The organism is Oerskovia merdavium (genome assembly GCF_014836755.1).
Lineage (GTDB): Bacteria > Actinomycetota > Actinomycetes > Actinomycetales > Cellulomonadaceae > Oerskovia > Oerskovia merdavium.
In genome coordinates this window covers 118,181-141,778 of sequence record NZ_JACSQF010000001.1, presented here as the reverse complement: position 1 = coordinate 141,778, position 23,598 = coordinate 118,181, and the positions used below count along the sequence as shown (strand labels likewise).

20 protein-coding genes and 1 tRNA gene are annotated in these 23,598 nt (G+C 71.7%); 20 read left to right on the top strand and 1 reads right to left on the bottom strand.

Features of this window, described 5'->3' with window-relative positions; genetic code table 11:
• Window positions 1–97: 97 nt before the first annotated feature.
• A tRNA-Arg gene (locus H9641_RS00505) sits at window positions 98–170 on the bottom strand.
• 186 nt (window positions 171–356) lie between these two features.
• Here H9641_RS00505 and H9641_RS00500 point away from each other — a divergent pair.
• The 20 genes from H9641_RS00500 to atpD all read left to right on the top strand — a co-directional run bounded on the left by H9641_RS00500 (window position 357) and on the right by atpD (window position 23,535).
• Window positions 357–1,667 (top strand): MFS transporter, encoded by a 1,311-nt coding sequence (locus H9641_RS00500; protein WP_191800024.1) that lies wholly within the window; start codon window positions 357–359, stop codon window positions 1,665–1,667.
• 152 nt (window positions 1,668–1,819) lie between these two features.
• Window positions 1,820–3,526 carry an arginine--tRNA ligase gene (gene argS / locus H9641_RS00495; protein WP_191800023.1) on the top strand — a complete coding sequence of 569 codons (1,707 nt, stop codon included), beginning with the start codon at window positions 1,820–1,822 and terminating at the stop codon, window positions 3,524–3,526.
• Window positions 3,523–4,980, top strand: coding sequence for a diaminopimelate decarboxylase (gene lysA, locus H9641_RS00490; RefSeq protein ID WP_404821913.1), 1,458 nt, complete (start codon window positions 3,523–3,525; stop codon window positions 4,978–4,980). The genes argS and lysA overlap by 4 nt, the downstream gene beginning before the upstream one ends.
• A gap of 240 nt (window positions 4,981–5,220) precedes the next feature.
• Window positions 5,221–6,579: a homoserine dehydrogenase gene (locus H9641_RS00485; protein WP_191800021.1), complete on the top strand. Its 1,359-nt coding sequence runs from the start codon at window positions 5,221–5,223 to the stop codon at window positions 6,577–6,579.
• Window positions 6,579–7,682, top strand: coding sequence for a threonine synthase (thrC, locus tag H9641_RS00480; protein WP_191800019.1), 1,104 nt, complete (start codon window positions 6,579–6,581; stop codon window positions 7,680–7,682). Before H9641_RS00485 ends, thrC begins: the two co-directional genes overlap by 1 nt.
• A 104-nt stretch (window positions 7,683–7,786) precedes the next feature.
• Window positions 7,787–8,752, top strand: coding sequence for a homoserine kinase (gene thrB / locus H9641_RS00475; RefSeq protein ID WP_191800017.1), 966 nt, complete (start codon window positions 7,787–7,789; stop codon window positions 8,750–8,752).
• Between the two features lie 364 nt (window positions 8,753–9,116).
• Complete coding sequence (gene rho, locus H9641_RS00470) at window positions 9,117–11,201, top strand: transcription termination factor Rho (protein WP_191800016.1); 2,085 nt, start codon at window positions 9,117–9,119, stop codon at window positions 11,199–11,201.
• A gap of 162 nt (window positions 11,202–11,363) precedes the next feature.
• Window positions 11,364–11,582 (top strand): 50S ribosomal protein L31, encoded by a 219-nt coding sequence (gene rpmE, locus H9641_RS00465; RefSeq protein WP_056646165.1) that lies wholly within the window; start codon window positions 11,364–11,366, stop codon window positions 11,580–11,582.
• Between the two features lie 207 nt (window positions 11,583–11,789).
• On the top strand, window positions 11,790–12,878 hold the full coding sequence (prfA, locus tag H9641_RS00460) for a peptide chain release factor 1 (protein WP_191800014.1): 1,089 nt from the start codon (window positions 11,790–11,792) through the stop codon (window positions 12,876–12,878).
• A 47-nt stretch (window positions 12,879–12,925) separates the two neighbouring features.
• A complete protein-coding gene (gene prmC, locus H9641_RS00455) occupies window positions 12,926–13,915 on the top strand; it encodes a peptide chain release factor N(5)-glutamine methyltransferase (protein ID WP_191800575.1) in 990 nt (329 codons plus the stop codon).
• A gap of 5 nt (window positions 13,916–13,920) precedes the next feature.
• Complete coding sequence (locus H9641_RS00450; RefSeq protein ID WP_404821912.1) at window positions 13,921–14,718, top strand: L-threonylcarbamoyladenylate synthase; 798 nt, start codon at window positions 13,921–13,923, stop codon at window positions 14,716–14,718.
• Complete coding sequence (locus H9641_RS00445; protein ID WP_191800012.1) at window positions 14,715–16,004, top strand: MraY family glycosyltransferase; 1,290 nt, start codon at window positions 14,715–14,717, stop codon at window positions 16,002–16,004. The genes H9641_RS00450 and H9641_RS00445 overlap by 4 nt, the downstream gene beginning before the upstream one ends.
• The gene (locus H9641_RS00440; RefSeq protein ID WP_191800010.1) at window positions 16,001–16,507 is read left to right on the top strand and encodes a hypothetical protein; all 507 of its coding nucleotides are present in this window, start codon (window positions 16,001–16,003) and stop codon (window positions 16,505–16,507) included. Before H9641_RS00445 ends, H9641_RS00440 begins: the two co-directional genes overlap by 4 nt.
• Before the next feature lie 225 nt (window positions 16,508–16,732).
• On the top strand, window positions 16,733–17,551 hold the full coding sequence (atpB, locus tag H9641_RS00435) for a F0F1 ATP synthase subunit A (protein ID WP_191800572.1): 819 nt from the start codon (window positions 16,733–16,735) through the stop codon (window positions 17,549–17,551).
• A gap of 117 nt (window positions 17,552–17,668) precedes the next feature.
• Entirely contained in the window at window positions 17,669–17,896 is a 228-nt protein-coding gene (gene atpE / locus H9641_RS00430) for an ATP synthase F0 subunit C (RefSeq protein WP_030149959.1), read from the top strand.
• Window positions 17,896–18,489, top strand: coding sequence for a F0F1 ATP synthase subunit B (locus tag H9641_RS00425; protein WP_191800008.1), 594 nt, complete (start codon window positions 17,896–17,898; stop codon window positions 18,487–18,489). The genes atpE and H9641_RS00425 overlap by 1 nt, the downstream gene beginning before the upstream one ends.
• Window positions 18,489–19,304 carry a F0F1 ATP synthase subunit delta gene (locus H9641_RS00420; protein ID WP_191800006.1) on the top strand — a complete coding sequence of 272 codons (816 nt, stop codon included), beginning with the start codon at window positions 18,489–18,491 and terminating at the stop codon, window positions 19,302–19,304. The genes H9641_RS00425 and H9641_RS00420 overlap by 1 nt, the downstream gene beginning before the upstream one ends.
• 134 nt (window positions 19,305–19,438) lie before the next feature.
• Complete coding sequence (atpA, locus tag H9641_RS00415; protein WP_191800004.1) at window positions 19,439–21,070, top strand: F0F1 ATP synthase subunit alpha; 1,632 nt, start codon at window positions 19,439–19,441, stop codon at window positions 21,068–21,070.
• 1 nt (window position 21,071) lies between these two features.
• Window positions 21,072–21,968, top strand: a complete 897-nt coding sequence (locus H9641_RS00410; RefSeq protein ID WP_056646186.1) for a F0F1 ATP synthase subunit gamma — start codon at window positions 21,072–21,074, stop codon at window positions 21,966–21,968.
• Between the two features lie 85 nt (window positions 21,969–22,053).
• Window positions 22,054–23,535 carry a F0F1 ATP synthase subunit beta gene (gene atpD / locus H9641_RS00405; RefSeq protein ID WP_191800002.1) on the top strand — a complete coding sequence of 494 codons (1,482 nt, stop codon included), beginning with the start codon at window positions 22,054–22,056 and terminating at the stop codon, window positions 23,533–23,535.
• The last annotated feature ends 63 nt before the right edge of the window (window positions 23,536–23,598 follow it).

Genomic DNA, 23,598 nt, shown 5'->3' with positions numbered 1-23,598 from the left:
GCTCGGACGCCACATCGCCGCAGGTCAACTGCTTCCCAAACCACTCCCGGGCACGACGAAGCCCCCGGACCCGAGGGTCCAGGGGCTTGGTCTGCGGTGCCCTCGATAGGACTCGAACCTACGACCTTCTGCTCCGGAGGCAGACGCTCTATCCACTGAGCTACGAGGGCAACATGCGTTCGCTCTGACGAGCATCCGGCACGGTGCACGAGACTACCAGCCTCCGGCGGGTTCGTGCTCCCACCTGCCCTGATCTGCACGCCCTGCCCGCCGGTCAGGACGGGGTGAGCGGACTCACCACCCCAGGAGCCCCTCTCAGGACGGATGCCCGGGGCGACCGTGCGTACCCTCCTTGAGTGGATCGCCAGGACTCGAGCTCGACCCCCGACAACACCCCCGACAACACCCCCGACAACACCCTCCGCCCGTGGAGAGGGCGGTTCGTCGTCCTCGCCGGGATCGTCCTCGCCGCGTTCAACCTGCGGATCGCGGTCGCCGCGGTCTCCCCGATCCTCGACGTCGTCCGGGTCGACATCGACCTGAGCGACCAGCTCGCGGGGCTGCTCGGCACGGTCCCCGTGATCGCGTTCGCGGTCTTCGGCTCGCTCGTGCCCGCTCTCTCCCGCCGGTTCGGACTGGAGCCCACGCTCGTCGCGGCGCTCCTGATCAGCGCGGTCGGCGAGATCCTGCGGTCCGTCTCGACCTCGACCCCCGGCTTCCTCGTGTGGACCGGGGTCGCGCTCGCGGGCATGGGCATGGGCAACGTGCTGCTCCCGCCGCTCGTCAAGAGGTACTTCCCCGACCGCATCGGTGCGGTGACCGCTGCCTACACCGTGACGCTCTCGCTGAGCACCGCGATCCCGCCGCTCCTCGTGGTCGGCATGGCGGCCTCGCTGGGCTGGCGCCCGGCACTGGGCGGGTGGGCGCTCGTGGGGCTGCTCGCGGCCGTGCCGTGGACCGTCGTCATCGCGCGCTCGGCGCGCGCCCGGGCCGAGCTCGCGTCGGTGCTCGAGCACTCGCCCGAGCACACCGTTGGTCTCGACGGGCGTCACCGCCACGAGGGTCGCGCCTGGCGCAGCCCGCTCGCATGGGGCATCGCGGTCATGTTCGGGCTCAACTCGCTCAACACCTACGTGATGTTCGCGTGGTTGCCGCACGTCCTGATCGACGCGGGCATGTCCGAGCCGGTCGCGGCGAGCGCGCTCGCGCTCTACGCGTTCGTCGGTATGCCCATGTCGATCGTCACGCCGCTGCTCGCGGCCCGGATGCGCAACCCGTACCTGCTGGTCGTGCTCTTCGTCGCGATGCTCACGGTCGGCTACGCCGGGCTCATGGGCGGCCAGGCCGGGCCCGCCACCTGGGTGTGGGTCGTCCTCGCGGGGCTCGGGGCCTCGACGTTCCCCTTGGGCCTCGCGCTCATCAACCTGCGCAGCCGTACCTCTGCCGGGGCCGTCGCGCTGTCGGGGTTCGTGCAGGGCGTCGGCTATCTCGTCGCGGGGGCCGGGCCATTGACCGCGGGCATCCTCTACGGGCGCAGCGGCACCTGGACCAGCACCTTCGTCTTCCTGTTCGGCACGCTCGTCGTGATCCTCGTCGCCGCGGTCGCGGGCTGCCGCCCGTCGATGATCGAGGACTCGTGGGGACGCAGGGTGCGCCCGGGGGAGTGACGCCCGGGGAGGCCCACGACGCGCGGCGGGCGACGCCGTCGGGCCGGTGGGACGGGGCAGCGCGGCGACGCCGCAGCACGCACCGCCGGCCGCCCGTCCGCCCGCCGCGGACGGCGACGCAAACCCCTGGCGTCCCTCGCTAGAATCGTGGGGTGACCCCCAACGAGCTCTCCGAAGCGCTGAGCGCTGCCCTGGCCTCCGCCGTCGCCGACGGCACCCTCGCCCTGCCCGCCGACGCGGTCCCCGCGTCGGTCCACGTCGAGCGACCCCGCCAGCGCGAGCACGGCGACTGGGCCACGAACGTCGCGCTGCAGCTCGCGAAGAAGGCCGGCGTCGCCCCGCGCGTCCTGGCCGAGGACCTCGCGCAGCGCCTCGCCGCGCACCCGGGCATCAAGTCCGTGGACATCGCAGGCCCGGGCTTCCTGAACATCACGCTCGACGCGGCCGCCGCGGGCGAGCTCGCCCGCACGATCCTCGCCCAGGGCGCGACGTACGGGAACAACGACTCCGAGGCCGGCACGCGCATCAACCTCGAGTTCGTCTCGGCGAACCCCACGGGCCCCATCCACATCGGTGGCGTGCGCTGGGCCGCGGTCGGCGACTCGCTGGCCCGCGTGCTGCAGGCTTCGGGGGCCGTGGTCGAGCGCGAGTACTACTTCAACGACCACGGCGCGCAGATCGACCGCTTCGCGCGCTCGCTGCTCGCGCGCGCCAAGGGTGAGCCCGCTCCCGAGGACGGCTACGGCGGCCAGTACATCTCGGACATCGCGGAGGCCGTGATCGCCGACGCGATCGCGGCGGGCGACCCGGACCCGCGCACGCTGCCCGACGCCGAGGCCCAGGAGGTCTTCCGGTCGCGCGGCGTCGAGCGCATGTTCGACGAGATCCGTGCCGCCCTGCACGACTTCGGCGTCGACTTCGACGTCTACTTCCACGAGGACTCGCTGCACGAGTCCGGCGCGGTCGAGCGCGCGGTCGAGCGCCTGCGCGAGGGTGGCCACGTGTTCGAGGCCGACGGCGCGACCTGGCTGCGCACGACCGACTTCGGCGACGACAAGGACCGCGTCATCATCAAGTCGGACGGCGAGGCCGCGTACATCGCGGGCGACATCGCGTACTACCTCGACAAGCGCGAGCGCGGCTTCGACGACGTCATCATCATGCTCGGCGCGGACCACCACGGGTACGTGAGCCGCATGATGGCCGTCTGCGCGGCGTTCGGTGACAAGCCGGGCAAGAACCTGCAGATCCTCATCGGCCAGATGGTCAACCTGGTCAAGGACGGTCAGCCGGTCCGCATGTCCAAGCGCGCCGGGACGGTCGTGACGCTCGAGGACCTGGTCGACGCCGTGGGCGTGGACGCCGCGCGCTACTCGCTCGCACGCTCCTCGACCGACTCGAGCATCGATCTGGACCTCGACCTGCTGTCCAGGGCGACCAACGAGAACCCGGTCTTCTACGTGCAGTACGCGCACGCCCGCACCGCGAACGTCGCGCGCAACGCGGAGGCGCACGGGGTCTCGCGGTACGTTCGAGGGGACGACGGCGAGCTGACGGACGCGTTCGACCCGTCGCTCCTGACGCACGAGACCGAGTCGATCCTGCTCGGTGCGCTCACCGAGTTCCCGCGCGTGGTCGCCCAGGCGGCCGAGCTGCGCGAGCCGCACCGCGTCGCGCGCTACCTCGAGGCGCTCGCGGGCGACTACCACTCCTGGTACCACGAGTGCCGCGTGACGCCGCTGGGCGACGAGGAGGTCACGGACGTGCACCGCACGCGCCTGTGGCTCAACGACGCGACGCGTCAGGTCCTCGCCAACGGCCTGGGCCTGCTGGGCGTGTCCGCTCCGGAGCGCATGTGAGCGCGTCGGCAGGCCCGACGACGCCGCCCGCCTTCTCGCCGACCGGCACCTTCGTGCCGGGCGAGCCGTGGTCGAGCGGCGTGCGCCGCGGACCCGACGGCGCGCTGACGGTCGCGGGGGTCGACGTGCGTGACCTTGCGGTCGCCCAGGGCACCCCGGCCTACGTGCTCGACGAGGCCGACCTGCGCGAGCGCGCGCGGTCGTACCGCCGTGCGTTCGAGGCGGCGTTCGCCGAGGTCGGCGCGGGCGTCGACGTGTACTACGCGGGCAAGGCGTTCCTGTCGGTCGCCGTGGCCCGCTGGGTCCACGCCGAGGGCCTGCGGGTCGACACCGCGACGGGCGGCGAGCTCGCGGTCGCGCTGCGCGCGGGCGTGCCCGGAGAGCACATCGGCCTGCACGGCAACAACAAGTCCGACGCGGAGATCGCGCGAGCGCTCGACGCGGGCGTGGGCCGGATCATCGTCGACTCGCTCGTCGAGGTCGAGCGCGTGGCCGCAGCCTCGCGCGCACGCGGCGGGGCTCCGGCCCCGGTCATGATCCGCGTGACCACGGGCGTGCACGCGGGCGGTCACGAGTACATCTCGACCGCGCACGAGGACCAGAAGTTCGGGCTCTCGCTCGCGACCGACGGCCGGGTGGCGACGGGGGCAGGGTCGCAGACCGAGGACAGCCCGGCCATGACCGCGCTCCTCGCGGTGCTCGCGCACCCCGAGCTCGAGCTCCTGGGCATCCACTCGCACATCGGTTCGCAGATCCTCGATCCCTCGGGCTTCGAGGTCGCGGCGCGCAAGGTCCTCGAGCTGCGGGCAGCGCTCGCGCAGCGCACGGGCTTCCTCGTCCCCGAGGTGGACCTGGGCGGCGGGTACGGCATCGCCTACCTGCCGGGAGAGGTCGCGCTCGACCCCGACCGCATCGCGAAGGACGTCGCGGCCTCGGTCGCGGCCTCGTCGGCGGACCTCGGCACGCCCCTGCCGCGCTTCTCGATCGAGCCGGGCCGGGCGATCGTCGGGCCCGCGGGCCTGACGCTCTACACGGTCGGCACGGTCAAGCCCGTGCGGGTCGGCGGACCGGACGACGAGGCCGAGAGCACGATCGTGCGGACCTACGTCTCGATCGACGGCGGCATGAGCGACAACATCCGTCCCGCCCTGTACGGCGCGGACTACCACGCCGAGCTCGCGAACCGGCTCTCGGACGCCGAGCCGGTGCTCGCGCGCGTGGTCGGCAAGCACTGCGAGAGCGGTGACATCGTGGTCCACGACGTGCTCCTGCCGGGAGACGTCCGGGCGGGCGACCTGCTGGCCGTCGCGGCGACAGGGGCCTACGGGCGCTCGATGGCCTCGAACTACAACCACGTGCCCCGGCCCCCCGTCGTGGCCGTGACCGACGGCGAGGCCAGGGTCCTGGTCCGTCGTGAGACCGAGGACGACCTGCTCGCGCTCGACCAGGGCTAGCGGGCCGGGCGCGCGGCTCTCGCCGGGCCCGTGCCTGGCACCCGTATCCTGAGACGGGCGCCCAGGATCCGGGCAGCAGAGCGAGGATCGACACGCTCGGGATCGACCGGTCGGGAAGCGGCGCGCGGCGTCGGGACCCGTCAGGACCGAGCGGCCACCTCCGACGCGACCGCGTCCGGCAGGGGCCGAGAACGACGGCACCGCTGACCGTGCGGGCCGGGGTGATGGAGGAGGAGCTTCGTGGGAGCCAGCCAGCAGGAGCAAGGTCCGCTGCGCGTCGCGCTGCTCGGGTGCGGCGTCGTGGGGTCCGAGGTGGCCAGGCTGCTGACGCAGCAGGCCGCGGACCTGGCCTCGCGCGTCGGGGCGCCGCTCGAGCTCGTGGGGATCGCGGTGCGCGACGCGTCCGCGCCCCGCCCGCTCGCCGCGTCGGTCGACCGCTCGCTCCTCACGGAGGACGCCGAGGGGCTCGTCGCGCGCGCCGACATCGTCATCGAGGTCATGGGCGGGATCGAGCCCGCCCGCGCGCTGCTGCTGCGCGCGATCGAGTCGGGCGCCGCGGTGGTGACCGCCAACAAGGCGCTGCTCGCCGAGGACGGCCCCACGCTCTACAAGGCCGCGGACACCGCGGGCGTCGACATCTACTTCGAGGCAGCCGTCGCGGGAGCCATCCCGATCGTCCGCCCCGTCCGCGAGTCGCTCGCAGGCGACCACGTGCGCCGCATCCTGGGCATCGTCAACGGCACCACGAACTACGTCCTGGACCAGATGGCCAGCACGGGCATGTCGTTCGACGCCGCGGTCAAGCAGGCCCAGGACCTCGGCTACGCCGAGGCCGACCCCACGGCCGACGTCGAGGGCTTCGACGCCGCGGCCAAGGCCGCGATCCTCGCGAGCCTCGCGTTCCACACGCGCGTCTCGCTCGAGGACGTCGCCCGCGAGGGCATCACGAGCATCACGGCCGACGACGTCGCGTGGGCCGCGCAGACCGGTCACGTCATCAAGCTGCTCGCCATCGCGGAGTCCGTCACGGGCGACGACGGCGCGCACGGCGTCTCGGTGCGCGTGCACCCCGCGCTCGTGCCGCTCGCCCACCCGCTCGCCGGGGTCCGGGGAGCCTTCAACGCGGTCTTCGTCGAGGCCGACGCCGCGGGCGAGCTCATGTTCTACGGCCGTGGCGCGGGCGGAGCCCCCACGGCCTCGGCCGTGCTGGGCGACGTCGTGTCCGCGGCCCGTCACCGCGTCCTGGGTGGCAAGGGCCCCGAGGAGTCCACCTACGCGGCCCTGCCGATCCTGCCGGCCAGCACCGCGGTCACGCGCTACCAGGTGCGCCTCGCGGTCGACGACCGTCCGGGCGTCCTGGCCCAGGTGGCCCAGGTCCTGGCGTCGAAGGGGGTCTCGATCGAGGCCGTCCGCCAGCCGTCGGAGCCCTCCGTGCCCGGAGGGGACGGTGCGGAGGACGACGGGGCGACCGGCGTCGCCCACCTGGTCATCACGACCCACGCCGCTGCGGAGGCCGCGCTCGCCGCGACGGTCGACGCGATCGCGGTGCTCGAACCCGTCCAAGAGATCACGTCCGTCCTGAGAGTCGAGGGAGCCTGATGGCCCACCAGTGGCGAGGCATCATCGCCGAGTACGCCGACCGCCTGCCCGCCCACGTCCAGGAGCGCATCGTGACGCTCGGCGAGGGCGGCACGCCCCTCGTCGAGGCGCCCGCGCTCTCGGCCCGGACCGGGGCCCAGGTCTTCCTCAAGGTCGAGGGCATGAACCCGACCGCCTCGTTCAAGGACCGCGGCATGACGGCCGCGATCTCCTCGGCCGCGGGCCGCGGGGCCCAGGCCGTCGTGTGCGCGTCGACGGGCAACACGTCGGCGTCGGCCGCCGCGTACGCGACCAAGGCCGGCATGGTCTGCGCCGTCCTGGTCCCGGACGGCAAGATCGCGATGGGCAAGCTGAGCCAGGCGATCGCGCACGGCGCCAAGCTGCTCCAGGTCGACGGCAACTTCGACGACTGCCTGGTCGCGGCGCGCAAGCTGGCCGAGGCCTACCCGGTCGAGCTCGTGAACTCCGTGAACCCCGACCGCATCGAGGGCCAGAAGACCGGCGCGTTCGAGATCGTCGACGCGCTGGGCGACGCCCCGGACATCCACGCGCTGCCCGTGGGCAACGCGGGCAACATCACGGCGTACTGGAAGGGCTTCCGGGAGTACGCGGGCCTGGGTGACCCGGACGCGCCGGGGGCGCACCTGCCCGCGGTCAGCACCAGGACCCCGATCATGTGGGGCTTCCAGGCCGCCGGTGCGGCCCCGATCGTCGCGGGCCACCCCATCACGCACCCCGAGACCATCGCGACCGCGATCCGGATCGGCAACCCCGCGTCGTGGGCGCAGGCGGAGGCCGCGCGCGACGAGTCGGGCGGTGTCATCGAGGCCGTGACCGACGAGCAGATCCTGGCCGCGCACCGCATCCTGTCGGCCGAGGCCGGCGTGTTCGTCGAGCCCGGCTCGGCGGCGGGTGTCGCGGGCATCCTCTCGCGCGCCGAGCGTGGCCTCGTCCCGGCCGGAGCCCGCATCGTCGTGACGGTCACGGGACACGGCCTCAAGGACCCTCAGTGGGCCCTCAAGACGCTCGACGGCGCAGACGTGACCCCGATCCGGGTCAGCGCCGACGTCGTCTCGATCGCCGACGCGCTCCAGCTCGGCTGAGCACCTCCCACCCCCCGCTCGTCCTGCTCCTCGTCCCGGCTGTGCGCCGGGGCGAGGCAGGCACGGCAGCCTCCCCACCCCTTACCTGACGAGAGGTCACCGCGATGCAGCTCGGAGCCGACCATGTGCGCGTGCGCGTGCCTGCCACGAGCGCGAACCTGGGGCCCGGGTTCGACGCCCTGGGCCTGGCGCTCGCACGCTACGACGTGCTCGAGGTCCGTGCCCTGGGGAACGGTGACGTGGTCGTCGACGTCGAGGGCGAGGGGGCCGGCGAGGTCCCGGGGGACGAGCGGCACCTGGTGGTGCGCGCGCTGCGCGCGGCGCTCGAGCTCGTCGGGGCTCCCCAGACCGGGCTCCACCTGACCTGTACCAACGCGATCCCGCACGGCCGGGGGCTCGGTTCGTCCGCGGCCGCGGTGGTCGCGGGCATCGCGGCGGCCCGGGCGCTCGTCGCAGACCCTGCGGCGCTCGACGACGCGGCGGTCCTGCAGCTCGCGACCGAGTTCGAGGGGCACCCCGACAACGCGGCGCCCGCGATCTACGGTGGCGCGACGATCGCCTGGACCAGCACGGTCGAGGGACGCGAGGGTGCGCACGCCGTGCGCCTCGACGTCCACCCGGACATCGAGGCCACGGTCCTGGTCCCCTCGACGCGGCTCGCCACGAGCCGCGCTCGCGGTGTGCTGCCGGAGACCGTCCCGCACGCCGACGCGGCGCTCAACGCGGGTCGCTCGGCGCTGCTCGTCGACGCGCTGACGCGCTCGCCCCAGCACCTGTTCGAGGCCACCGAGGACCGACTCCACCAGGAGTATCGCGCGGGCGTCATGACGGCGTCGTGGGAGCTCGTGCGCGCGCTGCGTCTCGACGGCCTCGCGGCGACCATCTCGGGTGCCGGGCCGACGGTCCTGCTCCTGGGGCGTGCGCAGGACCGCGAGCACGCCGACGGGGTGCTGCGCGAGCTGCTGGAAGGCTCGGACCTGTGGCGGGCCTACCGTCCGGGCATCGACCTGGAGGGCGTGCGCTCGGAGCGGGTCGTGGGCAGCGCGGGCCTGTCCGCACGGTTGCGCTGACCGCCGCGCAGGGCGGCAGGCGGTCCGCCCGCCAACCCGCTCGCCGAGCGACGCGCTGAGCGGTGCGGCGACTGGTGTTCGCAGGGGTTACGGATGGTAGAATCCATTGAGCCTTCGCAGGTTCGTGATGATGCCTCGGTGATTCCTCGACGAATCTCCGCCGAGTCCCCGGGCATCGGCAGAGCAACGACTGACTGCGCCTCACACACCCCGCGAGAAGGCAATCCAGCCCACGTCAGCTGACGTCGTCGTACCACTGACGCGTGGTTCCACTGCGTTCCGGCCGTCACGTGCCGAGCGTCGATCACCCGCGGCCCACCCCTCGCACAGAGCAAGTGGGCGCAAACGAGGGGAAGGGTCCTTCGTGACAGACACCACCGACACCGCCCGTGCAGGCGCACTCTCGACGCTGCGCCTCCCCGAGCTGCAGGCACTCGCCTCGCAGCTCGGTGTGAAGGGCACGTCAAAGATGCGCAAGAGCGATCTTGTCGACGTCATCCGTTCCACCTCCGGCGAGACGAGCGCCTCCGGGCGCCCCGCCGGAGCGTCCGCTCCTGCGCGTCGTGCGCCGGAGAAGGACACCTCGGCCGAGAAGGTCGTGCTGCCCGCCGTCGAGGCGCCCGCACGTCAGGCGACCGAGAACATCGAGCGTCCTCGCCGCGAGCGAGGCGCACGCGCCGAGCGCGCCGGCAAGGGCGAGAGCAGCGACAAGGCTGCCGACATCATCGCTCCGCTGCTCGAGCAGACCGCGCGTGCGGCCCGCGACGGCGGCGACCGTTCGGTCGCGGGCGAGACCCCCGACGAGCGCGCAGCGCGCGCAGCCGCCGCGGTCGGTCTCGTCACGGGCTCCGAGCGCGGTTCGCGTCGTTCTGGTCGGGGCGCCGGTGCCCCGCGCGGCGGCGAGGCCGAGCAGGCCCGTGAGACGGCTCCCGAGGCGGGCGCAGCCCGCCAGGGCGGCGAGCGTCAGCAGGGTCAGCGCGACCAGGCGCAGGGCAACCAGCAGGGCGACCGCCAGCAGGGCGGTCAGCGTGCCGACCGTCAGCAGGCGCAGGGCAACCAGCAGGGCGACCGCCAGCAGGGTGGCCAGCGCACCGACCGTCAGCAGGGTCAGCGCGACCAGCAGGGCGGCGACGACTACGACGAGCGCGGCGGACGCCGCCGTCGGGGTCGCGACCGCAACCGCGACCGCGACCGCAAGCGCGGGCGCACGCGCGGCGGGAACATCGACGTCGCGGGCCTCGACGAGATCGAGGTCACCGAGGACGACGTCCTGCTGCCCGTCGCGGGCATTCTCGACGTCCTCGACCAGTACGCGTTCGTGCGCACGAGCGGCTACCTGCCCGGACCGAACGACGTCTACGTCTCGCTCGGCCAGGTCAAGAAGGCCGGCCTGCGCCGTGGCGACGCGATCATGGGTGCGGTGCGTCAGCCCCGCGACGGCGAGAGCTTCCAGCAGACGGGGCCGCGCAACCAGAAGTTCAACGCGCTGGTCCGTCTCGACTCGGTCAACGGCATGGCCCCCGAGGCCGCGCGCAACCGCGCCGAGTTCAACAAGCTCACGCCGCTCTACCCGCAGGAGCGCCTGCGCCTGGAGACGGGCGAGGTCGGTCGCCTGACCCCGCGCGTGATCGACATCGTCGCCCCGATCGGCAAGGGCCAGCGTGGCCTGATCGTCGCGCCGCCCAAGGCCGGCAAGACGATCATCATGCAGCAGATCGCGAACGCGATCACGACGAACAACCCTGAGGTCCACCTCATGGTCGTGCTCGTGGACGAGCGACCCGAAGAGGTCACCGACATGGAGCGCACGGTCAAGGGCGAGGTCATCGCCTCGACCTTCGACCGTCCGGCCTCCGACCACACGATCGTCGCCGAGCTCGCGATCGAGCGCGCCAAGCGTCTCGTGGAGCTGGGCCAGGACGTCGTGGTGCTGCTCGACTCGCTCACGCGTCTCTCGCGCGCGTACAACCTCGCGGCCCCGGCCTCGGGGCGCATCCTGTCCGGTGGTGTCGACGCCTCGGCGCTCTACCCGCCCAAGCGCTTCTTCGGCGCGGCGCGCAACATCGAGAACGGTGGCTCGCTCACGATCCTCGCCTCGGCGCTCGTCGAGACCGGCTCCAAGATGGACGAGGTCATCTTCGAGGAGTTCAAGGGCACGGGAAACATGGAGCTCCGGCTCTCCCGCTCGCTCGCGGACAAGCGCATCTTCCCGGCCGTGGACGTCAACGCGTCCGGCACGCGCCGCGAGGAGATCCTCATGCCGCAGGACGAGCTCCGCATCGTCTACAAGCTGCGCCGCGTGATGGGTGCGCTCGACCAGCAGCAGGCCATCGAGCTGCTGCTGGGCAAGCTCAAGGAGACCAAGTCCAACGTCGAGTTCCTGCTCCAGGTGCAGAAGACGACGCCGGGCGGTATCCACAACGACGAAGAGGTCGGCCGCGCCGTCTGACCCGTCCTGCGGGTCGTTCGGCCTCCGTCCTGGCGGCCGGCCGACCCGCAGATTTTTCGTGTGCCGGACCCGTCTGGCACAATGTCCTGTTGGTTTCCCGTCCCCGGTTCACGGCTGCTGTCCAGGCAGGCGACCCGGGGGCACCCCACTGAGGAGAGTCCTGTGAAGGCTGATATCCACCCCACGTACGTCGTGACCGAGGTGACCTGCACCTGCGGTTCCACGTTCGTCACGCGCAGCACCGAGACGTCCGGGCGCATCTCGTCCGACGTCTGCTCCGCCTGCCACCCGTTCTACACGGGCAAGCAGAAGATCCTCGACACCGGCGGCCGCGTGGCTCGCTTCGAGGCTCGTTACGGCAAGAAGGCCGCCGACAAGTAGCGACTCTCCAGCGCCGGTGGTCCGAGCACCCGTCCAACCTCTCCAGGGGCAGGCGGCGTGCTCGTTCCACCGGCGCTGTCGTCTTTTCCGGTGCGCGGGTGCCCGGCACGAAGGTGCCGGAGGCTCCCGCACCGAGCAGCCGCACCCAGCCATGCCGGCCGCACGCAGCCAGACAGCCCTAACCATCCCTCTCGTCAGGACACCCTCGTGACCGAGTCCTTCGCCGCCGTCGAACACCTGCTCGCCGAGCACGCCGAGATCGAGTCGCTGCTCGCCGACCCCGCGGTCCACGCGGACGCCGGTCGGGCCCGCACGCTCGGGCGCCGCTACGCCGAGCTGGGCCAGGTCGTCGCGGCCTACCGCGCGTGGCGCGACGCGACCGACGACGTCGAGGCCGCGGCCGAGCTCGCTGCAGAGGATGCTTCCTTCGCCGCCGAGCTGCCCGCGCTCCAGGAGACCGCCGCGGCCGCGACCGAGAAGCTGCGCCGGGTCCTCGTGCCGCGCGACCCCGACGACGGGCGCGACGTGATCCTCGAGATCAAGGCGGGCGAGGGCGGCGAGGAGTCCGCGCTGTTCGCGGGGGACCTGCTGCGCATGTACCTGCGCTACGCCGAGCGCCGGGGCTGGAAGACCGAGATCATCGAGGCCACGGACTCGGACCTCGGCGGCTACAAGGACGTCCAGGTCGCGGTCAAGGCGCGAGCGGGTGCCACGGATCCCGCCGACGGCGTCTGGGCCAACCTCAAGTACGAGGGCGGCGTCCACCGCGTCCAGCGCGTGCCCGTGACCGAGTCCCAGGGGCGCATCCACACCTCGGCCGCGGGCGTGCTCGTGTTCCCCGAGGTCGAGGACGCGGGCGAGATCGAGATCGACCAGAACGAGCTCCGCATCGACGTGTACCGGTCCTCGGGACCCGGTGGCCAGTCGGTCAACACGACGGACTCCGCGGTGCGCATCACGCACCTGCCCACGGGGATCACGGTCTCGATGCAGAACGAGAAGTCCCAGCTCCAGAACCGCGAGCAGGCCATGCGCGTGCTGCGCGCGCGGCTCCTGGCCGCGCGACAGGAGGAGGAAGCGGCTGCTGCGAACGACCTGCGCCGCTCCCAGGTGCGCACGGTCGACCGTTCCGAGCGCATCCGGACCTACAACTACCCGGAGAACCGGATCGCGGACCACCGCACGGGCTACAAGGCGTACAACCTGGACCAGGTTCTCGACGGCGAACTGGAACCCGTCATCCGTTCGGCCATCGACGCCGACGAGGCGGCGCGCCTCGCCGCAGCGGCGTCGTGACGTCGGTCGGGGTCCCGGGCACGGGTGGTCGCGCGCTGCCCCCAGCCCTGCCCGACGACGTCTCGCGCCTCCTGCGGGAGGCTGCGGCCCGTCTGGCGCGGGTGGGCATCGAGTCCCCGCGCGTGGACGCCGAGCTGCTGCTCGCGCACGTCGCGGGCGTGCCGCGCGAACGGGTCGTCTCCGCGGCCGTGCTCGGTCGGCCCGTCGCGTCGCTGCTGACGGCCGGGGACGCACCGGGTGCCGACCGGACGGCCCAGGAGGTGCTCGACGAGCTGTCCCGTCTCCTCGTGGCCCGCGCCGAGCGCGTCCCGCTCCAGCACCTGACGGGCTCGGCGCCGTTCCGGCACCTCGAGATCGTCGTGGGCCCCGGCGTGTTCGTCCCCCGCCCCGAGACCGAGCAGGTCGCGCAGGTCGCGATCGACGCGGCCCGCGAGGTCGTCGCGCGGCGCCCCGGTGCGCCGGTCGTCGTCGCGGACCTGTGCACGGGCTCGGGCGCGATCGCCCTGGCCGTCGCGACCGAGGTCCCCGGCGCCCAGGTGCACGCGGTCGAGCTCGACCGCGACGCCCACGCCTGGGCCGAGCGCAACGTGACGCGCACGCGCGCGGCGAGCGGCGCCGTCGTGCACCTCGTGCGAGGGGACGCGCGCACGGCGTTCGCCGACCTCGACGGGACGTGCGACGTCGTCGTGTCCAACCCGCCATACGTCCCGCCGGGCGCCGTCCCGCGCGACCCCGAGGTCGCGCTGCACGACCCGCAGGTCGCGCTCTACGGGCTGGGCGACGACGGCCTCGAGGTGCCGCGCGGCGTGACGCTCGCCGCGGCCCGGCTCCTGGTCGACGGCGGCCTCTACGTCATGGAGCACGCCGAGGTCCAGGCCGAGGCCGCCCGTGACATGGTTGCCCAGGTCGGCGGGTTCGACGAGATCAGGACCGTCGCCGACCTGACCGGCAGACCCCGCATGGTCGTCGCGCGCCGCGTGCGCGCGGCGAGCGACGCACCGGCCGCACAAGCGGACCCTTCGGACATGGAAGACTGAGAACCGTGAGCTCTGTGCACCCCGTCACCGACCCGAACTCCTGGGGACCGTCGATCGACGAGGCGGTGAACGCCGTCTCGCGCGGCGGGTTGATCGTCCTGCCGACCGACACCGTCTACGGGATCGGCGCCGACGCGTTCGACGCCCAGGCCGTCGCGGCCCTGCTCGCCGCGAAGGGACGCGGACGGCAGATGCCCCCGCCCGTCCTGGTCCCGGACACGCGGACCCTCGACGGCCTCGCGACCGACGTGTCCGCGGACGCCCGTGCGCTCGTCGAGACGTTCTGGCCCGGCGGCTTCACCATCATCCTGCCCGCCCAGCCCTCGCTCGCCTGGGACCTGGGGGAGACGCACGGGACGGTCGCGCTGCGCATGCCGGACCACCCCGCGGCCCTCGCGCTCCTGCGCCGCACGGGACCCCTCGCGGTCTCGAGCGCGAACGCCACGGGTCGCCCCGCGGCGCTCGACGTGACCACGGCCCAGGAGCAGCTCGGGGACTCGGTCACGGTCTACCTCGACGGCGGAGACGCGACCGGGGGAGTGGCCTCGACCATCGTCGACGCGACGGGGCCGCACCTGCGCGTCGTGCGCGAGGGCGCCGTCTCGCTCGAGCGCATGCGTGAGATCGCGCCCGTGCTCGGGCTCGGTGAGGAGCCGCAGGAGGCCGACGAGGAGCCGCAGGCTCCGGTGCCGGGCGACGACGAGACGACGGACGGCGCGGCCGCCGGCGGCGACGTGACCGAACCGTCCACGGACGCCGTCCCCACCGCCACGACGAGCGACCCGGGGGCGAACGACGGGTGAGGGTCTATCTGCTCGTCCTCCTGATCGCGGCCGCGGTCACGTACCTGCTGACGCCCCTCGCCTACTGGGTCGCTGCGAGGACGGGCGCCATCACGGCGGTGCGCGACCGCGACGTGCACACCGTCCCGACGGCCCGCCTGGGAGGGCTCGCGATGACCGCGGGACTCGTGGTCGCCGTGACGTTCGCGTCCCAGATGCCCTTCCTCAGCGGGGTCTTCGCGACCGACCAGCAGGCGTGGGCCATCGTCGGCGGGGCGGTCATCGTGTGCCTGCTCGGTGTCGCCGACGACATCTGGGACCTCGACTGGATGACCAAGCTCGCGGGCCAGGTGCTCGCGGCGCTCTTCATCGCCTGGCAGGGCGTGCAGCTCGTGACGTTCCCCATCGGCGGGCTCACGATCGGCTCTCCCCGGCTCTCGCTCATCGTCACGGTGCTCGTGGTCGTCGTGGTCATGAACGCCGTCAACTTCGTCGACGGGCTCGACGGGCTGGCCGCGGGGCTCATCGCGATCGGCGGCACGGCCTACTTCGTCTACACGTACAGCCTGACCGTCGCGGCGAGCCCCACCGACTACTCGAACCTCGCGACGCTCGTCATGGCCGGACTCGTCGGCATCTGCCTCGGGTTCCTGCCCCACAACTTCTACCCGGCCCGGATCTTCATGGGGGACTCTGGCTCCATGGTGCTGGGGCTCGTGCTCGGCGCGGCGGTCATCGTCGTCACGGGCAACATCGACCCGGGTGTCGCGGTCGACCCGAGCAAGCAGCGCACGCTCATCCCCATCCTGCTGCCCCTGGCCGTGATCCTGCTCCCGCTGCTCGACATGGTCCTCGCGGTGCTCCGCCGGGTGGGGACGGGGAAGTCGCCCTTCCACCCGGACCGGCTCCACCTGCACCACCGGCTCCTCGCGCTGGGGCACTCCCACCGCCGCGCAGTCATCATCATGTACCTGTGGACCGCGGTCTTCGCGTTCGGTGCCGTGACGCTCGTGTGGTGGCCCGCGGAGACCGTGGCGATCGGGCTGATCGTGGCGATCGTCATCGCGCTGCTGCTCACGCTCGGACCCCTGCGGACCCGTGGCCGGTTCCTCGACGACGACGCGGTGACCGCTCCCGAGGGCATCCCGACGACGGTCCCGCGCCGCACGGCGGTGCCGAGCGGTGCGTCGCCCGTCGTCCGCGGCCCCGCCACGGGCTCGGAGCCGAGCACCGCCCCGCCCGCACCAGATCCCGATCACCGACCGGCCCATCCCGGCCCGGCCCACCCTGAAGGAACCTCCCGATGACGACTCCCACGCCCCCCGGCGCCGACGACCCGACGACCCCGCAGGAGCAGCCGGCCTCGGAGGCACGGCCCGGCGAGGTCACGGCCGACGCGGTCGGTGACGCCGTCAGCGCCGTGTTCCGCACCGCTCTGCGCGACACCCTGATCCTGCTCGTCGGGCTGCTCGTCCTCGGGGTCGCGCTCGGCGCGCTCCTGGCCGGGACCGCGGGCGTGTGGGGGGCGCTCATGGGCGTCGGGATCGCGCTCGTGTTCTCCGGCACGACGATCGTCGCCATGGCGCGCACGGCTCGCTCGACCCCGACGACCACGGCTGCCGTGGTGCTGGGCAGCTGGCTCGTCAAGATCGTGCTGCTCGGGATCGTCCTCGCGGTCCTGCGGAACTACGAGTTCTACGACCGGGTCGTGTTCGCCGTCGTCCTCCTCGTGGGCGTGATCGGCTCGGCGCTGCTCGACTACCGCGCGGTCGACCGTGGGCGCATCCCGTACGTGACGCCCAAGTCCTGACGTCACGAGCCCGTCGGGCCGCCGCCGACGGCGCAGGGTGCTCGCCGCCCCGGCGTACCACCGACGTCGCCGGGGCATCCTAGACCCACGTCACGCAGGTCTGCGGGACGTGAGTGACCTGTGAAGGTCCGAACATGCGTTAGGCTATCGGCGAATCCATGAAGGCCTGGTCCGACGGCGTGCCCGCGCACGGCCCCGGAAACCGACGACCACTGGGAGTCCACCCTGTTCACGCTCGCGACCCCCTCTCCCTTCGTTGCCGCAGCAGAAGGCGAAGGCGGCTTCCACGCGCCGACGATCGGTGAGTTCTTCCCCGACGCCATCCTCTTCGCCGGCACCCCGTTCGAGTTCAACCGGTTGCAGCTCATCCGGGTGATCGCGACGATCGTCCTGCTGGCGATCTTCCTCATCGCGGCCCGGCGCGCCAAGCTCGTGCCCGGCAGGTTCCAGAACGGCGTCGAGATGGTCCTCGACTTCGCTCGCGTGAACATCGTCGAGGAGATCATGGGGACCGAGCGCGCTCGACGCTACGTCCCGATGATCACGACGATCTTCGTGACGATCCTCGCGTTCAACCTGACGGGTGTCGTGCCCGGGCTGAACCTCTCTGGCACCTCGGTCGCCGGCGTGGCGATCCTCCTGGCCCTGTGGGTCTTCGTGGCCTACTGGGCCGCAGGCATCCGCCAGCACGGTCTGTGGGGCTACATCCGGGCGAACCTGTTCCCCCCGGGCGTGCCGTTCCCCATCTACTTCATCCTGGCGCCGATCGAGCTGCTCCAGCTCCTGATCATCCGCCCGGCCTCGCTGGTCATCCGACTGACCGCGAACATGGTCGCCGGCCACATCATGCTGGTCCTGTGCTTCGCAGCCACGAACTTCCTGCTGCTCGAGGCCGCACCGGCCCTCAAGGCGATCAGCGCGCTGACGCTCGCCGGCGGCATCGCGATCACCCTCTTCGAGGTCTTCGTCGCGGGCCTGCAGGCGTACATCTTCGCGCTCCTCGCCACGGTCTACATCAACATGTCGATCGAAGAAGAGCACTGACCCGCACCGCAGACCCTGGTTCCGCCGCCTCGGCGTCGGCGCCGTCCCTGAGCTCCACCTGACGCAACGCACCTGACGCCCGTTCGCACGACCGGGCGCCCAACGGAAGGAAACACCGTGGACGTCACCACCCTCGCCGCTGTCGAAGGCAGCATCAACACCATCGGCTACGGCATCGCCGCGATCGGCCCGGGCATCGGCCTCGGCATCCTGATCGGCAAGACGGTCGAGGGCATGGCCCGCCAGCCCGAGGTCGCCGGCCAGCTCCGCGGCACCATGTTCATCGGTCTGGCCTTCGTCGAGATCCTCGCCCTGCTCGGCTTCGTCGCTGGCTTCATCTTCTGATGTCGACCATCGGCCCCCAGGCGGTCCTCGCCGCAGAGTCTGGCGAGGTCGACCCCATCCAGCTGTTCCTTCCGCCGATGTACGACCTCTTCTGGTCGGCGGTCGTCCTGATCATCATCGCGGTCGTCTTCTACAAGATGGTCCTTCCCAAGTTCCAGGCGGTGCTCGACGAGCGCACGGCCAAGATCGAGGGTGGCCTGGCCAAGGCGGAGTCCGCTCAGGCCGAGGCAGCGGCAGCGCTGGCGGAGTACCACCAGCAGCTCCAGGAGGCTCGTACCGAGGCCGCGAAGATCCGTGAGGACGCGCGCGCCGAGGGCACGGCCATCGTGGCCGACCAGAAGGTCAAGGCCGGCGAGGAGGCCGCGCGCATCGTCGAGACGGCACACCGTCAGATCGAGGCCGAGCGCCAGCAGGCGTCGGTGTCGCTGCGGAACGACGTCGGGACGCTCGCGACCCAGCTCGCGTCGAAGATCGTCGGCGAGTCCCTCGAGGACTCCGCACGTCAGTCGCGTGTCGTGGACCGCTTCCTCGACGAGCTCGAGGCTGCGGGAGCCGGGGCCGCCAGCGCGGCGGCACACGGCAAGGAGGGCTGATGCGCGGGACGAGCGGAGTCTCCCTCGCGCAGGCTCAGGAGCGTTTCGAGCCGGTGCTGCGCGCGGCGGGCGAAGGAGCCTTCGCCCTGGGCGAGCAGCTCCTCACCGTCGCTGCGGCGCTGGACGCCTCGGTGCCCCTGCGTCGCGCCCTCGCCGACCCGTCACGGTCGGGCGAGGACAAGGCGGCCCTGGCCGCCGACCTCCTCCGGGAGGGCTTCGACGGCCGTGTGATCGACCTCGTCTCAGGCGTCGCCCGTGGACGCTGGGCACGCGACGCGGACATCGCGGACGCCGTCGAGCACCTCGGCGTCGACGCGGTCCTGGCCTCGGCCGAGGCCCGCGGAGCGCTCGAGCGCGTCGAGGACGAGCTGTTCCGCATCACGCGGTCGCTCGTCGGCGAGCGAGAGGCACGTCGAGTCCTCACCGAGACCTCCACGGACCCCGCTCGTCGCAAGGCGTTCGTCGACGCGCTGCTCGCGGGCAAGGTCGACCCGGTCACCCAGTTCCTCGCGGAGCGGGCGACCATCGCACCCCGTGGGCGTCGCTTCGTGGCCACCCTCGTGTGGCTCGGGGAGGTCGCCGCACAGCGTCGTCGTCGTCTCGTCGCCTCGGTGACGACCGGTGCGGTGCTCAGCCAGGCACAGCAGGACCGTCTGTCCGCGCTCCTCGAGCGCGCGTACGGCCGGGCAGTCCAGCTGAACGTCACCGTGGACCCCGAGGTCCTCGGCGGCCTGCGCGTCCAGGTCGGAGCAGACGTCGTCGACTCGACGGTGCTCTCCCGCCTGGCCGATGCACGCAGACGACTGGTCAGCTGACCTGTTCGCCCGAACACTGAGGTCCTCGCGGCCCCCGGTGTCGTCGACACCCTGCCGGCTCCCGAGCCGGCGAACTGACAAGAACGTTCGACCGTTCCCGCACCTCGCGGGGCGGCCACGACAGGAGAAGAGCAATGGCTGAGCTGACGATCCGGCCCGACGAGATCAGGGCCGCGCTGGACAGCTTCGTGAAGTCCTACGAGCCCCAGGGTGCGGTGACCGAGGAAGTCGGTCGCGTCACCCTTGCCGCTGACGGCATCGCCCAGGTGGAAGGCCTTCCGGGCGCAATGGCCAACGAGCTGCTGCGCTTCGAGGACGGCACCCTCGGCCTTGCCCTGAACTTGGACGTTCGCCAGATCGGTGTCGTCGTCCTGGGTGAGTTCACCGGGATCGAGGAGGGCCAGGAGGTCCGCCGGACCGGCGAGGTCCTCTCGGTCGCCGTCGGCGACGGCTACCTGGGTCGCGTCGTCGACCCTTTGGGCCAGCCGATCGACGGTCTCGGTGAGATCGCGACCGAGGGCCGCCGCGCCCTCGAGCTGCAGGCCCCCGGCGTCATGGACCGCAAGTCGGTCCACGAGCCGCTGCAGACCGGCCTCAAGGCGATCGACTCGATGATCCCGGTGGGCCGTGGCCAGCGCCAGCTGATCATCGGTGACCGCCAGACCGGCAAGACCGCGATCGCGATCGACACGATCATCAACCAGAAGGCGAACTGGGAGACCGGCGACCCGACCAAGCAGGTCCGCTGCATCTACGTCGCGATCGGCCAGAAGGGCTCGACCATCGCCGCCGTCCGCGGCGCGCTGGAAGAGGCCGGAGCGCTCGAGTACACGACGATCGTCGCGGCTCCGGCGTCCGACCCGGCGGGCTTCAAGTACCTCGCTCCCTACACCGGCTCGGCCATCGGCCAGCACTGGATGTACGGCGGCAAGCACGTCCTCATCGTGTTCGACGACCTGTCGAAGCAGGCCGAGGCCTACCGTGCCGTGTCGCTGCTCCTCCGTCGCCCGCCGGGCCGCGAGGCGTACCCCGGTGACGTCTTCTACCTGCACTCCCGTCTGCTCGAGCGTTGTGCGAAGCTCTCGGACGAGCTCGGTGCGGGCTCCATGACGGGCCTGCCCGTCATCGAGACCAAGGCGAACGACGTGTCGGCGTACATCCCGACCAACGTCATCTCGATCACCGACGGCCAGATCTTCCTCCAGTCGGACCTCTTCAACGCGGACCAGCGCCCTGCGGTCGACGTCGGTATCTCGGTCTCCCGAGTCGGCGGTGCCGCACAGGTCAAGGCCATGAAGCAGGTCTCCGGCACGCTCAAGCTCGAGCTCGCCCAGTACCGCTCGCTCGAGGCCTTCGCGATGTTCGCCTCGGACCTCGACGCTGCCTCGCGCGGCCAGCTGACCCGTGGTGCTCGCCTCATGGAGCTCCTCAAGCAGGGTCAGTACTCGCCGTACCCGGTCGAGGACCAGGTCGCCTCGATCTGGGCCGGCACCAAGGGCAAGCTCGACGACGTGCCGCTCGAGGACGTTCGCCGCTTCGAGAGCGAGCTGCTCGACCACCTGCGCCGCAACACGGACGTGCTCGGCACGATCGCCTCGACCGGCAAGCTCTCGGACGAGGTCGAGTCCGCGCTCGCTCAGGGCGTCGACGACTTCCGCAACGGCTTCCTCAAGGGCGACGGTTCCCCGCTCGTCGGCGGAGAGGCTGACGAGGAAGAGGGCGTCGTCGTCGAGCAGGAGCAGATCGTCCGGCAGAAGAAGTCCTGACATGGCCGGATCCCAGCGCGTCTACAAGCAGCGGATCAAGTCGACGCAGTCCCTGAAGAAGATGTTCCGCGCGCAGGAGCTCATCGCGGCGTCGAGGATCGGGCGCGCTCGCGCCCGGTCCGCCGAGGCCGGACCGTACGCCCAGGCGATCACGCAGGCCGTCTCGGCGGTCGCGACCCACTCGACGACGCGGCACCCGCTGACGTCCGAGCGCACCGACACGAACCGTGTCGCGGTGCTCGTGGTCGCCTCGGACCGCGGCATGGCCGGCGCCTACTCGGCGTCGATCATCCGCGAGACGGAGCGCCTCGTCGAGCGCCTCACGCACGAGGGCAAGGAGGTCGCGCTCTACGCCGCCGGGCGTCGCGCGGTGACCTACTACACGTTCCGTCACCGTGAGCTCGCCCAGTCCTGGACCGGCGGTTCGGACGCCCCCACGGCGGACGTCGCCCGCGACATCGCCGACACCCTGCTGGAGGCGTTCCTCGCCCCCGCGGACGAGGGTGGCGTCGGCGAGCTGCACATCGTGTACACGCAGTTCGTGAACATGGTGACGCAGCGCCCCCGGGTCGTGCGGATGCTCCCTCTCGAGGTCGTCGAGGGTGTCGCTCCCGCGGGCCAGCACGACGTGCTCCCGCTCTACGACTTCGAGCCCTCGTCCGAGGCCGTCCTCGACGCACTGCTGCCGCGCTACGTGCGCAGCCGCATCTACAGCTGCCTCCTGCAGGCGGCCGCGTCGGAGCTGGCTGCCCGCCAGCGCGCGATGCACACCGCGACGGACAACGCCGAGGACCTGGTCCGCATGTACACGCGACTTGCGAACCAGGCACGACAGGCCGACATCACCCAGGAGATCAGCGAGATCGTCTCGGGTGCCGACGCCCTGGCGGCGTCGTGAGGTACCGCATGACGAACACGTCGATCTCCATCACCTGCACCGAACCTGCCGGAGCTCTCTCCGGCCCTGCGAAGCGAGGCCAGTAATGACCGCCACCACCGTGGAAGCCCAGGTCGAGCACCAGAGCGGACCCGGCGTGGGCCGTGTCGCCCGCGTGATCGGCCCCGTCGTCGACATCGAGTTCCCGTCCGACGCCATCCCCGAGATCTACAACGCACTGACCGTGGACATCGACCTGTCCGGCCAGGGCGAGGGGGAGAAGTCCTTCCGACTGACCCTCGAGGTCGCACAGCACCTGGGTGACTCGCTCATCCGTGCGATCGCCCTCAAGCCGACCGACGGCCTGGTCCGTGGCGCGGTCGTCACCGACACCGGTGCGCCGATCAGCGTCCCCGTCGGCGACATCACCAAGGGCCACGTGTTCAACGTGACCGGTGACGTGCTCAACCTCGCGGAGGGCGAGAAGCTCGAGATCACCGAGCGCTGGCCCATCCACCGCAAGCCCCCGGCATTCGACCAGCTCGAGTCGAAGACCAACATGTTCGAGACCGGCATCAAGTCGATCGACCTCCTGACGCCGTACGTGCAGGGTGGGAAGATCGGCCTCTTCGGTGGTGCGGGCGTCGGCAAGACGGTCCTCATCCAGGAGATGATCCAGCGTGTGGCGCAGAACCACGGTGGTGTCTCGGTGTTCGCCGGTGTCGGCGAGCGCACGCGTGAGGGCAACGACCTGATCGTCGAGATGGAGGAGGCGGGCGTCTTCGACAAGACGGCACTCGTCTTCGGCCAGATGGACGAGCCGCCGGGCACGCGTCTTCGCGTCGCGCTCTCCGCGCTCACCATGGCGGAGTACTTCCGTGACGTCCAGAAGCAGGACGTGCTGCTCTTCATCGACAACATCTTCCGCTTCACGCAGGCCGGCTCCGAGGTCTCCACGCTGCTCGGGCGCATGCCCTCCGCGGTGGGCTACCAGCCGAACCTGGCCGACGAGATGGGTCTGCTCCAGGAGCGCATCACCTCGACGCGTGGTCACTCGATCACGTCGCTCCAGGCGATCTACGTCCCTGCCGACGACTACACCGACCCGGCGCCCGCGACGACGTTCGCCCACCTGGACGCGACCACCGAGCTCTCGCGAGAGATCGCCTCGAAGGGTCTGTACCCGGCGATCGACCCGCTGACCTCGTCGTCGCGCATCCTCGACCCGCGGTACGTGGGCCAGGAGCACTACGACGTCGCGACGCGCGTCAAGTCGATCCTGCAGCGCAACAAGGAGCTCCAGGACATCATCGCGATCCTCGGTGTGGACGAGCTCTCCGAGGAGGACAAGACGGTCGTGGCGCGTGCGCGCCGCATCCAGCAGTTCCTCTCGCAGAACACCTACATGGCCGAGAAGTTCACGGGTGTCGTGGGTTCGACGGTTCCGCTGACGGAGACCATCGAGGCGTTCAAGAAGATCGCGGACGGCGAGTTCGACCACATCTCGGAGCAGGCGTTCTTCAACATCGGTGGCCTCGAGGACCTCGAGCGCAACTGGGCCCGCATCCAGAAGGAGTACGGCGTCTGATTCGACGTGAGCGCGCCGCGGGGGGGGGGCCCCCCGTCCCCGCCGTCTCGGTGACGGCGGGTG

Coding starts and splice junctions, on each gene's coding strand:
- thrC (WP_191800019.1), top strand. CDS start 6,579: ATGGCCCACCAGTGGCGAGGCATCATCGCCGAGTACGCCGACCGCCTG.
- thrB (WP_191800017.1), top strand. CDS start 7,787: ATGCAGCTCGGAGCCGACCATGTGCGCGTGCGCGTGCCTGCCACGAGC.
- H9641_RS00440 (WP_191800010.1), top strand. CDS start 16,001: ATGACGACTCCCACGCCCCCCGGCGCCGACGACCCGACGACCCCGCAG.
- H9641_RS00425 (WP_191800008.1), top strand. CDS start 17,896: ATGTCGACCATCGGCCCCCAGGCGGTCCTCGCCGCAGAGTCTGGCGAG.
- H9641_RS00420 (WP_191800006.1), top strand. CDS start 18,489: ATGCGCGGGACGAGCGGAGTCTCCCTCGCGCAGGCTCAGGAGCGTTTC.
- atpA (WP_191800004.1), top strand. CDS start 19,439: ATGGCTGAGCTGACGATCCGGCCCGACGAGATCAGGGCCGCGCTGGAC.
- H9641_RS00410 (WP_056646186.1), top strand. CDS start 21,072: ATGGCCGGATCCCAGCGCGTCTACAAGCAGCGGATCAAGTCGACGCAG.
- atpD (WP_191800002.1), top strand. CDS start 22,054: ATGACCGCCACCACCGTGGAAGCCCAGGTCGAGCACCAGAGCGGACCC.